The 13,554-nt window shown below is 33.7% G+C and carries 9 protein-coding genes; 4 read left to right on the top strand and 5 right to left on the bottom strand.

Features of this window, described 5'->3' with window-relative positions; all coding sequences use genetic code 11:
• On the bottom strand, positions 1–1,982 hold a 1,982-nt coding region (coa, locus tag IDG64_RS15590), incomplete at its 3' end, for a staphylocoagulase (RefSeq protein WP_206171327.1).
• Positions 1,983–2,171: 189 nt separating this feature from the next.
• Here coa and IDG64_RS11820 point away from each other — a divergent pair.
• The gene (locus IDG64_RS11820; RefSeq protein ID WP_000211592.1) at positions 2,172–2,516 is read left to right on the top strand and encodes a complement inhibitor SCIN; all 345 of its coding nucleotides are present in this window, start codon (positions 2,172–2,174) and stop codon (positions 2,514–2,516) included.
• A gap of 163 nt (positions 2,517–2,679) precedes the next feature.
• Here IDG64_RS11820 and IDG64_RS11825 read toward each other — a convergent pair whose 3' ends face one another.
• The 3 genes from IDG64_RS11825 to pflB form a co-directional block, all read right to left on the bottom strand.
• Positions 2,680–4,443, bottom strand: a complete 1,764-nt coding sequence (locus IDG64_RS11825; RefSeq protein WP_000822605.1) for a glycerophosphoryl diester phosphodiesterase membrane domain-containing protein — start codon at positions 4,441–4,443, stop codon at positions 2,680–2,682.
• 321 nt (positions 4,444–4,764) lie between these two features.
• On the bottom strand, positions 4,765–5,520 hold the full coding sequence (gene pflA / locus IDG64_RS11830; RefSeq protein WP_000911657.1) for a pyruvate formate-lyase-activating protein: 756 nt from the start codon (positions 5,518–5,520) through the stop codon (positions 4,765–4,767).
• A 22-nt stretch (positions 5,521–5,542) separates the two neighbouring features.
• Positions 5,543–7,792, bottom strand: a complete 2,250-nt coding sequence (pflB, locus tag IDG64_RS11835; RefSeq protein WP_000894660.1) for a formate C-acetyltransferase — start codon at positions 7,790–7,792, stop codon at positions 5,543–5,545.
• Between the two features lie 587 nt (positions 7,793–8,379).
• Here pflB and IDG64_RS11840 point away from each other — a divergent pair.
• From IDG64_RS11840 to IDG64_RS11850, 3 genes are read left to right on the top strand one after another with little or no spacing between them, the layout of a single operon-like run.
• The gene (locus IDG64_RS11840; protein ID WP_000837105.1) at positions 8,380–9,348 is read left to right on the top strand and encodes an ABC transporter substrate-binding protein; all 969 of its coding nucleotides are present in this window, start codon (positions 8,380–8,382) and stop codon (positions 9,346–9,348) included.
• On the top strand, positions 9,345–10,901 hold the full coding sequence (locus tag IDG64_RS11845) for a sensor histidine kinase (protein WP_000127990.1): 1,557 nt from the start codon (positions 9,345–9,347) through the stop codon (positions 10,899–10,901). Before IDG64_RS11840 ends, IDG64_RS11845 begins: the two co-directional genes overlap by 4 nt.
• Positions 10,894–11,652 carry a response regulator transcription factor gene (locus IDG64_RS11850; RefSeq protein ID WP_000477521.1) on the top strand — a complete coding sequence of 253 codons (759 nt, stop codon included), beginning with the start codon at positions 10,894–10,896 and terminating at the stop codon, positions 11,650–11,652. The genes IDG64_RS11845 and IDG64_RS11850 overlap by 8 nt, the downstream gene beginning before the upstream one ends.
• A 358-nt stretch (positions 11,653–12,010) precedes the next feature.
• Here the strand turns inward: IDG64_RS11850 and uhpT are convergent, their stop codons facing one another.
• On the bottom strand, positions 12,011–13,390 hold the full coding sequence (uhpT, locus tag IDG64_RS11855; RefSeq protein WP_001008722.1) for a hexose-6-phosphate:phosphate antiporter: 1,380 nt from the start codon (positions 13,388–13,390) through the stop codon (positions 12,011–12,013).
• Positions 13,391–13,554 lie beyond the last annotated feature (164 nt).

Consider the following 13,554-nt stretch of genomic DNA (forward strand, 5'->3'; position numbering starts at 1 on the left):
GTCGCAGTACCATCTGCATGTGTTGTTACGTTATATGCGTTTGTTTCGCTTGGCTTTTTTTGTGTCGGGCGAGCGCCATATGATACTTGACCATTTGCATGTGTTGTTACGTTGTATGCATTTGTTTCGCTTGGCTTTTTTTGTGTCGGGCGAGCGCCATATGATACTTGACCATTTGCATGTGTTGTTACGTTGTATGCATTTGTTTTGCTTGGCTTTTTTTGTGTCGGGCGAGCGCCATATGATACTTGACCATTTGCATGTGTTGTTACGTTGTATGCATTTGTTTTGCTTGGCTTGTTTTGTGTTGGGCGAGCGCCATATGTTACTGTGCCATCTTGATTTGTCGTTACGTTGTATGCATTTGTTTCACTTGGCTTGTTGAATCTTGGTCTCGCTTCATATCCAAATGTTCCATCGTTGTATTCACGGATACCTGTACCAGCATCTCTATATTTCACATACTTTGGTGTTTTGTTAAATTGCGGTCTCGGACCATATTGAGAAGCTTCTGTTGTTTCAGTTGCTTGAGGTTTAACTTCAATATCACTTGATTCTCCTTGAGTACCTTTCAACGTTGATTCAGTACCTTGTGGTTTTATTTCAAGTTTAGATGAGCTACCTTCAAGACCTTCTAAAATAGGGTTCGTTGGTGTACTTTCACCTGTAATTGACGGTAAAGTCACAGATGGTTGTGTATAATTGTCACTTAAAGATGGTCTGTTTTGTTCCATTGTTAGAAAATCTGGACCTTGAACGATTTCACCTTGTAACGTTTTATTTTCCATCGTTGGATATTCCGGACCTTTTACAATTTCACCATAGATTGTGTGCTGTTCCATCGTTGGGTATTTTGGCCCTTCTACAGTTACACCTTGAATTGTACCTTCTGGAATCTTAACTAGAGGTTGTGCAACTGGTTGTGTTGTTTCTTCAGCTTTACCAGCCGTAGTTTTAACCTCTTGTTGGTTATCAACTTTAGGTGCTTGAGGTGCTTGAGGTGCTTGAGGTTCTTCAACTTTCTTCTCTTCTTTTACTACTGGCGATTTTGTTTCAGTTTCTCCGTATTTTTTGACAGTTTTCTTTTTCCAAGATGCATCTGCATTTGCAACCGCTTCTCTTGTTTCTTTAACTAACTTATCAAAATTTTCTTTATTCTCTTTTTTCTTTGTATAATCATGAATATTGGGGTCATATTTCTTTATTGTTGTAGGTCTATTCTGATTTGTTTCCATAAAGAAATCATCGACTATTGAATTTAAGTCTTCCATCATTTCTTTTTTTATACGTTCATTAGTGATTCTATTCGGGTTATGCACGTCACCTAGTATTATGTCTAATTTTGCTCGTAATTCTTTAGCATGTATACCAAATTTTTCATGACTATAATACGCTGCAAAAACTGTATCTATTTCACTAACAAATTCATATATTTTATCAGTTTCTTGTTTTTCAGTATTTTCGTCATAAGGCTTTAAGTCTTCATTTTTAGATTGAATATCTCTTACTTCATTATTAAATTTTTCCACAGCGTCTTTTAATGAATTTGAGATTTCATTATATTCATTCATTGTTAAATAGTAAACATTATACTTATGAAATGAATACATTTTTGAATTATCGTTTGGGTAAGTTGCTTTATACCATTTTTTATAATAATCGTATTCATCTATTTTTTTCTTTAATAAATATTGATCTTCTCCTAATATCCTTTCCATTAATTTATCTTTTGCCTCTTTATATTCATTACCACCATATTGATACTCATCTGTTAATGCCAATGCACTTGAAAACTGCTTTTCTAGAGCTTCTATTTTTTCCCAATAATATCTGCTATCTATTAATGTCCCATTTTTACTCTCTTTTTTAACTTGTGATTTCCCATTATAATCCTTTGTTACTATCGCATCTGCTTTGTTATCCCATGTAAATAAGCTAGATGCAACTGCTAATGCGCCTAGCGAAATTATTTGCTTTTTCATATTTTTTTAATTCCTCCAAAATGTAATTGCCCAATCTACATTAAAGAAACAAAATATTAAAAGACATTAACTATATATTAACTAGAATAAACAAAGCATTAACTATCTTTTTGTTATAGTTAATTAGCTTTGCAATATACAATAGTGTATAATTTTTTTGATTAATGTACATCAAAGGAGTAACAAAGCATGACAACACAAATGAAAATCAAAACATATTTAGTTGCTGGTATTAAAGCGGCGCTCCTTGATACGACTGGTATTAAATTAGCAAGCAAACCTGAAACTACATCACATACGTATCAACATCAAGCGCTTGTAGATCAATTACATGAATTAATAGCAAACACTGACTTAAATAAATTATCGTACCTAAATTTAGATGCGTTTCAAAAACGCGATATTTTAGCTGCGCACTATATTGCAAAATCCGCTATACGCACTAAAAATTTGGATCAAATGACTAAAGCGAAACAAAGATTAGAAAGTATTTACAATTCAATTTCTAACCCTTTGCATTCACAAAACAATTAATAATTCACCAATAAATCATGTAAGTGTTTGTGACGCCAAATTGCCATACAAATACTTGTCATATGAATATAAACGAATGAAACGATTGCCTATCCCATAGATGGCAACATTAAAAAGACCTCTGAAGGTATCATCTTGATAACTTTAGAGGTCTTTGTTTATATTATTCAAACAAAATTCTTATAGAACGATCGAAGTATGTTTCGTCTTTCTTTTCTTCTTTAATCTGATCAGCTAATGCTGGGTCATCTGTGATAATACCATCAACATTGGTTTGTAAGTATTTCGTTAAATCTTCTTCGCCGTTAATGGTCCAAGTATAGACTTCTTTATTTTCCAAGTGCGCTTGATTAACAAGTCTTGGCGAATAAGAAAAATCTTCGATGACAAAGAAATCTAATGATGTTTCTTTAAAATGACCAAACTGCAACGGAATGATATAACCACACTTGAGATATGGCGCTTCTTTTTTCAACTTAGTCATCACATCATAATCCAAAGACATCACACGATATTGATGTTCAACACCATGCTTTTTCAAAATATCAATAACACGTTGTGTATAATCTGCTGGTTCTTTACCATGTGGCTTTAACTCTACTAGTAGCTTCACATTTGATTGTTTAGCCGTTTCAATAAATTCGTCTAAGGATACAAGTTTTGCTTCATGTCCATTTTGACGCATTTTCAAACCGACGACATCTTTGAAATTAGATTCAGAAATATTTTTATTAACACCTGTTAAACGTTTCAAATTGTTATCATGACTAACAACAAATTGTTTATCTTTCGTCATAATTGTATCTAACTCAACGTATTCGACATTCGCTTTTGCAGCAGCTTTCAATGACGGAATAGAATTTTCAACGCCTTTATCTTCGAAACCACGATGGCCAATAATGGAGATATTTGTATTGATAGTATTATTGTAAAGTAAGTACATGTTATAACCGATAAAACATGTCACTGCAAGCACCATTGAAATTATAAAGAACCTAGACTTCCGTTTCGGTTTTGGGTATTTAAATTCTAAGCCCGGTTGGTCTAATACATTCTCTTGTTTTAAGTGCAGTACTAACACACTGATTAATGATAATTTCGTAAATAAATAATAGAAGAACAATGCGCTTTTCAATACAACAAATAAAATTGATGAGACTAAAAACTTATCTCCTTCTTCATCTACACAAATAGCAAGATATGTTGCTCCTGAAATAATTAATGTTAAAATCGCACCAATGATGAGTTCCAATATAACTATTTCTATAACAAGTCGAAACTTATTTCGCTTCGTAATTTGCCAACTTAGTCTCATATTTTTAAATAACGACTGGCGGTTTAAAATCGTTAACGGTAACGTAAATATTAATTTAAAGTTTAATATAAATACAGCAATCATAAAGGTACCGTAAATGATTATACCTTTCGTCGTTTTCATAAGTTCTTCCGTTAAAAATTTAGGTATGTAAATATTTTTTGTTAATACTGAACTTAGTCCTAGGTTGGCAATGGGTATCATTAACATTAAATAAATGACAAAGAAAATAACTGGTACACCTATGAGTTTACGCACATTTACAAAGGCATTTTTAAAAATGGATTTAAATGTAATAATCTGTCGATCAAAGCCGGCATAAACCATATAAACTAACAATGAAAACTCTACATAAATCAGAAAAGCAACACTTAATATGAATATAATAAGAAGTATCACACTGGCAGGATGACTTATGATTTCCGTCCAATTGTTAATCGTAAGTTGGCTTTGCCCAGCTACTTTTAACATCATATTAAATAGTAAAATTAAGTATGTACTACTAATAAAAATCATGATTAACTGCAATAGTAAGGCATTAATGCTAAAACGCCCTTTATTTTGATACAGTAATTTAAATACTGCCCATATATCTTTACTAATTCTCTTCATAATCACGCTCCGCATTGCTTTAATATTAAGTTTCATCTTAATATTTTTCATTACTCAGGGTCAATAAAAATTTGAAAAGACTCATATTCATATGCAAGTAGCAAATAATAACCCATTCGATGATATTGGAACCTCACCTTTAACAAGACATCACATTCTTTATCAGCATAGCTACTTACAAAAACGTCTTCCTTCAACCATTGTAGAAGTTGTCTCATATACCTACTACGTCTTGCTAATACTCAATACTCAATTGAAAAAGAAGCATATGCCCCTTCACTCTTGAAGTTGCATATGCTTTCTTTTCGGTCTGAATTGTATTTATAATTCAACGGGAATTTTCCCTTTGAAGTTAACATAACGGTAGGCTGCTTTAACAGCTTCATCATCGGGCGCTTCGACATCTTCTAATTCATATGCAATGCCCAATGTTTTCCACTTATGAACACCTAACTGATGATATGGCAGAATTTCAAACTTTTCGACGTTATCAAGAGAATTAATAAATTCCCCTAGTTTAATTAAATCGTCTTTATCATCAGAATAACCAGGCACAAGGACATGTCGAATCCATACAGGTTGTTTCATATCTGACAGTTTGCGCGCGAAGTTAAGGATGTGTGTATTAGGCTTTCCTGTCAATCTAATATGTTTGTCATTATCAATATGTTTTATATCTAATAATATCAAGTCTGTATGTTTTTGTAATTCTTCAAAATGCCTTTGAAATGCTTTTGTATCATTAGCACATCCAGCCGATGTGTCTAAGCAAGTGTGCACACCATTTTCTTTTAATTCTGCAAATAATTTTTCTAAGAATGGCATTTGTAACAATGGTTCGCCACCACTGACTGTTACACCGCCACCCGATGCATCAAAGTATGGTTTGTATGGTAATATTTCATTCACCATTTCATCAACTGTGACTTCTCTTGATGGCTCACTAATTTTCCAAGTATCTGGATTATGGCAATACAAGCATCTAAGTAAGCATCCTTGTGTAAATAATATATATCTTAATCCCGGTCCATCGACAGTACCTAAACTTTCGACAGAATGTAAGTGTCCCTTAAGCATAGTGCTCCCACCTTAAATTTTGTTACATACTTTCATGGAATGTACGAGAAATTACATCTAATTGTTGTTCACGTGTTAATTTAATGAAGTTAACAGCGTAACCAGATACACGGATTGTTAACTGTGGATATTCTTCTGGATGTTCCATTGCATCTATTAATGTTTCACGGTTAAATACGTTAATATTTAAGTGGTGACCACATTGCATTGCGTAACCATCTAACATACTAGTTAAGTTACGGTTTTGATCTTCTGGTTCTTTACCTAATGATTTTGGTACGATACTGAATGTATTTGAAATACCATCTTTACAGCAATCGTAAGGGATCTTAGCTACAGAACTTAATGAAGATAATGCACCTTTTTGGTCACGGCCATGCATTGGGTTTGCACCTGGTGCAAATGGTTCGCCAGCTTTACGTCCGTCTGGTGTGTTACCAGTTTTCTTACCGTATACAACGTTTGAAGTAATTGTTAATACACTCATTGTATGTTCTGAATCACGATATGTTTTATGACTACGTAATTTAGTCATGAAGCGTTCTACTAAATCAACTGCGATATCATCTACACGGTCGTCATTGTTACCGTATTTAGGGAAGTCGCCTTCGATTTCAAAGTCTACTACAAGACCTTCTTCGTTACGAATTGGTTTAACTTGTGCATATTTAATTGCAGATAATGAGTCAGCTGCTACTGATAAACCAGCGATACCTGTTGCCATTGTACGTACAATTTCTGTATCATGTAATGCCATTTCAATACGTTCATAGCTGTATTTATCGTGCATGTAGTGAATAACATTTAATGAGTTAATGTAAACACCTGCTAGCCAATCCATCATTTGATCAAATTTCTTGAATACTTCGTCATATTCTAATACTTCGCTGTTAATACCTTCGAAGTTTGGACCAACTTGTGCACCAGATTTTTCATCTTTACCACCATTGATAGCGTAAAGTAATGTTTTAGCTAAGTTCGCACGTGCACCGAAGAATTGCATTTGTTTACCAATTGTCATCGCTGATACACAACATGCGATACCATAGTCATCGCCATAGCTTTCACGCATAATGTCATCATTTTCATATTGAATAGAACTTGTTTTAATACTCATTTTTGCACAGTATGTTTTGAAGTTGTCAGGTAAACGTACTGACCATAATACTGTTAAGTTTGGTTCTGGTGCTGGACCTAAGTTATCTAATGAGTGTAAGAAACGGAATGAGTTTTTCGTAACAAGTGGACGTCCGTCAATACCTACACCACCGATAGATTCAGTTACCCAAGTTGGGTCTCCAGAGAATAATTCATTGTAATCAGGTGTACGAGCAAATTTAACAATACGTAATTTCATGATGAAGTGGTCAATAATTTCTTGAACTTCGCTTTCAGTAATAACGCCTGCTTTAAGGTCACGTTCAGCATAGATATCTAAGAATGTTGATGTACGACCTAAACTCATTGCTGCACCGTTTTGTTCTTTAATTGCAGCAAGGTATGCTAAGTATAACCATTGAACTGCTTCTTTGAAGTTTTCTGCTGGACGGCTTAAATCGAAACCATATTTTTGTCCAAGTTCTTTTAATTCTTTTAATGCACGATATTGTTCTGATAATTCTTCACGTAAACGAATTACATCTTCTGACATTTCTGTAGACATCGTGTTGAAGTCGTGCATTTTTTCTTCCATTAAGAAATCTACACCATATAAAGCTACACGACGATAGTCACCGATAATACGTCCACGTCCGTATGCATCAGGTAAACCAGTGATTACACCTGCTTTACGGCAGTTCAACATTTCTCTAGAATATGCATCGAATACACCTTGGTTATGTGTTTTACGATAATCTGTAAAGATTTTTTCAGTTTCTTCGTCTAATTCGTAACCGTAAGCTTCACAAGCTGCTTTCGCCATACGAATACCACCGAATGGTTGCATTGAACGTTTGAATGGCTTTTCAGTTTGTACACCTACAATTGTTTCTAAATCTTTGTCTAAATAACCAGCATCATGAGATGTGATTGTTGAAGCTACTTTCGTGTCCATATCCCACATGCCGCCACGTTCACGTTCTTCTTTCGATAACTGCATTACTTGTTCCCAAAGTTTAGAAGTTGCTTCTGTTGGTCCTGCTAAAAATGAATCATTACCTTCATAAAGAGTGTAGTTTAATTGGATAAACTCTCTTACATCTACGTGTCTGTTCCATCTTCCATTTTTAAATCCTTGCCAAGCTGTTGCATGATTTTTATTTGTTTCTAACATACTAAACGCCTCCATCTGTATAATGTTGTGAATTTGAAATGCTATGTTAACGTTTTCATAGTCATTGTAGCATGTTTGTTGTGATTTTTTTCACATAAATTATGTACAATTTTCATCAAATGTATGTCAAAACATAGAAACTGTACTAATTTGTGTAACAGTAATATGCTAATTGCATTCTGTTACACAACAGTTATAATGTTCACTATTTTCATTGCTTTAAAAGTTAATTTAGGAGTATATATTTGTTTATAAAAAATGATTGTTGATAAGCGTTAAATCAACACTTAGAAAGATTTACTTTTATATATGAAGAGACTGGATTAAATACTTTTATTGACGTAAAAATATACTTTTGAACCGTTCAATATCTTGCCAATTTTTATATAACAGCTACAAATAAAATATAACAGTTTGATTTTACAACCTCGGTAAGTCATCTTGACAAACAAAAATTATGTGCTATCACAACATTTGCAACGTCTTAACAAGTCATCTTTAAACATTTCTAAATATTTAACATTACTTATGCGTCATTTATTGCTAAAATTATTGTATTAAAATATACATAGAATTGATGGGATATCATGAAATCAAAAATTTATATCTTGCTATTATTTCTCATTTTTTTATCAGCATGCGCTAATACGCGTCACTCTGAATCAGATAAAAATGTATTAACAGTTTATTCTCCGTATCAATCAAACTTGATTCGTCCAATTTTAAATGAATTTGAAAAACAAGAGCATGTCAAAATTGAAATCAAACATGGATCTACTCAAGTACTGCTTTCAAACTTGCATAACGAAGATTTTTCGGAGCGTGGTGACGTCTTTATGGGTGGTGTGTTATCAGAAACAATTGATCATCCAGAAGATTTTGTTCCCTATCAAGATACATCTGTAACACAGCAATTAGAGGATTATCGCTCGAACAATAAATATGTTACTAGTTTTCTATTAATGCCAACAGTTATAGTAGTGAATTCAGATTTACAAGGAGATATTAAGATTCGAGGTTATCAAGATTTATTACAACCTATACTTAAAGGTAAAATTGCGTACTCAAATCCAAATACAACAACGACAGGCTATCAACATATGCGCGCTATTTATAGCATGCATCATCGAGTAAGTGATGTGCATCAATTCCAAAACCATGCGATGCAACTGTCAAAGACGTCTAAAGTCATTGAAGATGTTGCAAAAGGTAAATATTACGCAGGTCTAAGCTACGAACAAGATGCACGCACATGGAAAAACAAAGGTTATCCTGTATCAATCGTTTATCCAATTGAAGGAACAATGTTAAATGTTGATGGTATTGCTTTAGTTAAAAATGCACACCCTCATCCTAAGCGTAAAAAGTTAGTGCAATATTTAACAAGCCGCTCAGTACAACAACGATTAGTTGCAGAGTTCGATGCCAAGTCAATTCGAAAGGATGTTAGTGAACAAAGCGATCAGTCTATCGAAAATCTTAAGAACATACCTTTAATACCGAAATCTAAATTACCGGACATTCCACATCATAAATTTTTGGAGATGATTCAATGACGGCATACAAACCTTATAGACATCAATTGAGACGATCGTTATTTGCGTCTACTATTTTTCCAGTATTTTTAGTCATTATTATTGGACTAGTAAGCTTCTATGCCATCTATATTTGGATTGAGCATCGTACGATTCATCAACATGTTGATGAAAGTCAGTCATCTTTACATCACACTGAAAAGCAGATTCAGACATTTATTACACAGCATAATAATTCGTTTCAAGAGCTCGATTTAACAAATCATCATGATGTTACCGCTACAAAACGTGAATTATTAAAATTAATACACCAACAGCCCGCAACACTTTATTATGAATTATCTGGACCAAATCAGTTTATAACCAATAATTATGAACATTTAAACACTAAAAATATGTATTTATTTTCAACGCATCAGCTTAAATTCAATAATAGTACATATATGCTTAAAATTTATATGGCTAACACCCCACGTTTAAGTGAAATTAAGAAAGATAGCCGACAATTCGCACTTATCGTTGATCAATATGACAATATTTTATACGCCAACGATGACCGTTTTACTATAGGTGAAAAGTATAGACCGCAACAATTCGGATTTATGAATGAATCTGTAAAATTAAACCATGCTGACCATCGTCTCATTATTTATAAAGATATACATGAAAACATTGAAGATGGTATCACGTTGTTAATTGTTATGGCCGTAGTTCTTGTTTTACTAGTAATATTTGGTTTCATTAGCGCAGATAATATGGCTAAACGACAAACAAAAGATATCGAAACGATTATTCAAAAAATTTACTATGCCAAAAATCGTCATCTAGGTACATATACGCCTTTAAAAAACAACAGTGAACTAGAAGAAATTAATAATTATATTTACGATTTATTTGAATCAAATGAGCAACTAATCCATTCTATCGAGCATACAGAACGTCGCTTGCGTGATATTCAGTTAAAGGAAATAGAGCGCCAATTCCAACCTCATTTCCTATTCAATACGATGCAAACAATACAATATTTAATTACGTTATCTCCTAAATTAGCACAAACTGTGGTCCAACAATTATCGCAAATGTTACGTTACTCATTACGTACAAACTCACATACAGTGGAATTAAACGAAGAGTTGAACTACATTGAACAGTATGTTGCGATACAAAACATCCGTTTTGATGACATGATTAAGCTCCATATCGAAAGTTCTGAAGAAGCGCGTCACCAGACAATTGGTAAAATGATGCTTCAGCCACTCATAGAAAATGCTATTAAACATGGTAGAGATACTGAGTCATTGGACATTACTATACGCCTGACATTGGCACGTCAGAATTTACATGTTTTAGTTTGCGACAATGGTATCGGGATGTCGTCATCTCGCCTGCAATATGTACGCCAATCTCTTAATAATGATGTATTTGATACTAAGCATTTGGGATTAAATCATTTACACAATAAAGCAATGATTCAATATGGTTCACATGCACGACTTCATATTTTTTCAAAGCGTAATCAAGGTACGTTAATTTGTTATAAAATACCACTTTCAAGGGGGAATGTAGATGTTTAAGGTAGTTATTTGTGATGATGAACGAATTATTCGAGAAGGATTAAAGCAAATCATTCCTTGGGGAGACTATCATTTCAATACAATATACACTGCTAAAGATGGTGTTGAAGCATTATCACTAATTCAACAACATCAGCCAGAATTAGTAATTACTGATATTCGTATGCCACGTAAAAATGGCGTCGATTTACTCAATGATATTGCGCATCTAGATTGTAATGTCATCATATTATCGAGTTACGATGACTTTGAATATATGAAAGCCGGCATTCAACATCATGTTCTTGATTATTTATTAAAACCAGTAGACCATGCACAATTAGAAGTTATTTTAGGAAGACTTGTCCGTACCTTATTAGAGCAACAATCACAGAACGGCCGTAGCTTAGCATCTTGTCATGATGCCTTCCAACCACTATTAAAAGTAGAATACGATGATTATTATGTAAACCAGATTGTTGATCAAATTAAGCAATCTTATCAAACGAAAGTGACTGTTTCAGATTTAATTCAACATATCGATGTTAGTGAATCGTATGCGATGCGAACATTTAAAGATCATGTTGGTATTACAATTGTCGATTATTTAAATCGCTATCGTATTTTACAATCTCTGCAATTGTTAGATCGACATTACAAACACTATGAAATTGCAGACAAAGTAGGCTTTTCAGAGTATAAAATGTTTAGCTATCATTTTAAAAAATATTTACAAATGTCGCCAAGTGATTATTGTAAGCAAGCAAAATAGATTAGCAAATAACTAATGATTATGGCGCCTACATTTTGTTCTATGAAAAAGCGGACTGATAGAGAAGTTTTCACTTTTCTTTCAGTCCGCTTTTTAGAGAGTTTAAATATAAAACAATACTCCCTACAATATTGACACCGCTATATGTCTTTATTGTAAGGAGTAAATTCATTGAGTCACCCTAAGTCGGGCAAATAAGGATACTTCATAACAGGGAATTATGATCTGCCCCGAGACATAGAGATGATATATTTGCAAGGGTAGAAGCAGTATCTTTCATCTCTTCACGCACATGCCGTCGGGGCAGGATTGCCAACTATATTGCAATAGATTGGCGATACTTTTAATCCGATTTATATTAAATTTTTAAACTTCTAATTTTCTTTTCTTCATAGAAAGCAACGATTCCTAATAGAATCATGCCTAGGAATAATGCAACATAGAAGACGATGAAAACATCTGTCCATCCACTTAATGTATATCCAAAGATGTTTAAACCGTTACGTGTTGGATCAGCAATAGCCGCCAAACCAACTTTCGCCATTGAGTCACCGAATAGATACGCGAATGAACCTGTCATTCCGTTTGCTACACTGATGGCATTTTTAGGAACAAAACCAGTCAATGATACACCAATTAATAATTGCGGACCAAAGATTAACGCACCTAATGCAAACAATGAAATGTTAACCATCATGACACTTGTAGCATTTGTGTAGAATAAGACAACAAATGTAATCATAAACATACAGCCAATAGCTACAATTGCACGACGACCTTTTAATAAGTCTGATACGTAGCCCCATAATAAACTTGCAACTAAAGCACCAATTTCAAAGTAGAATATCGTATTAACTGCATCGCCTTTACTAAAGTGTAAATGCTCTGACACATATAACGGTGCCCAGTTATCAATACCGATTCGTACAATGTATACAAAGACGTTTGAAACACATAGAATCCATATAACAGGATTTCCCAGGATATATTTTTTAAAGATCTCCCATTTCGTCATACCTTGAGAATCAATATTTTCTTTATCAACCGGCTCTTCCCAAATTTCTTCAGCACGATTCCATCCTAATTCTTCCGGATCATCTTTTCCGATAAATAATGTTGCGATACCAATAAGTAATGCAATCACCGATGGGAAAATGAACATCCCTATAACATTTCCATGGAAGAATACATTAGCACCCCAAAGTGCAACACCACCTGCTATGGCACCACCGATATTATGTGATGTATTCCAAAATCCTAAGTATCGGCCACGTTTCGTTCTTGGCGCCCATCTTGAAATCGTTGAATAACTTGCAGGTCCACCAACTGATTGGAACACCCCGTTAAGTCCCCAAAGTACAATTAATAATCCCATTACAGAACCAAAGTAACTTAACACAAATCCCATAATTAAAACTGTAATCGCAGATAAGATAAGTAAGAATGAGATAATACGTTTTGTGTTACGTCCATCGACAAAATATCCAAGTAATGTTTTTCCTAAACCGTACGTGATACTAAATGCTAATCCGATATAACCAAGTTCTAATGTAGATAATCCAATTTCCTCTTTTAAAAACGGTTGTGCCGCCTTAAAGTTGTTTCGAATTAAATACATAGCCATATAAACAAAGAACACTACAAAGAAAGCTTGCATAAAGTTTCTAAGCCATAATTTACGTTGTACCGATAATGGAATGCCTTTGTTCGGAATCTTATGGATATCAAAAAAGTTCATCTCTGTCACCTCAATCATTTTCGTTAAGCCAAATATATCACGTCGGTGTAAGCGCTTAATATCCTTAAAATTATTAAATTATCCAAAATACTGAACATAAACACATACTTAGAAACATATTTATGTACTAAAATTAATAAATAGTTAATAGTATTTGACAAGTT

It is taken from the genome of Staphylococcus sp. EG-SA-15 (genome assembly GCF_017151895.1).
Classification (GTDB): Bacteria; Bacillota; Bacilli; order Staphylococcales; family Staphylococcaceae; genus Staphylococcus; species Staphylococcus aureus.